The following is a 403-nucleotide window of genomic DNA, read 5'->3' on the forward strand; positions in this document are numbered from 1 at the left end:
CAACGTGGTACACATATCCATCCAGGTACTAACGTTGGCCGTGGTGGCGACGATACTCTCTTCGCTAAAATCGAAGGAACTGTTAAATTCGAAATGAAACGTGGTAAAAAACACGTATCAGTTTATCCAGTAGTGGCTAAATAAGAATTTTGAAACCTGTCTTTGACAGGTTTTTTTATTATATATTAATGAATTCAGTTATAGATTAAAAAGTTTGATAATTTCTTAAATCGATAATTGATTTATTTTAATTACTATAAAAATATACTTAACATAATGGTTGTTGAATTTTATTCAACTTAGAGCTAGGAGAAATAATGAATGATAAAGAACATCAACGTCATCGATTGATTTATCATACGAATGGAAAATCCTTAGAGGAAATAAATGGGACAGTAGAAGT

Annotated in this window: 1 protein-coding gene; it reads left to right on the forward strand. The window is 30.5% G+C overall.

The window, feature by feature from the left end; all coding sequences use genetic code 11:
* Nucleotides 1-144 (forward strand): 50S ribosomal protein L27 (locus EAS64_RS42980; RefSeq protein ID WP_187366588.1); only part of this gene is annotated, 144 nt, incomplete at its 5' end.
* Between the last annotated feature and the right edge of the window lie 259 nt (nucleotides 145-403).

Source organism: Trebonia kvetii (assembly GCF_007827045.1).
GTDB classification, from domain to species: Bacteria; Actinomycetota; Actinomycetes; order Streptosporangiales; family Streptosporangiaceae; genus Trebonia; species Trebonia kvetii.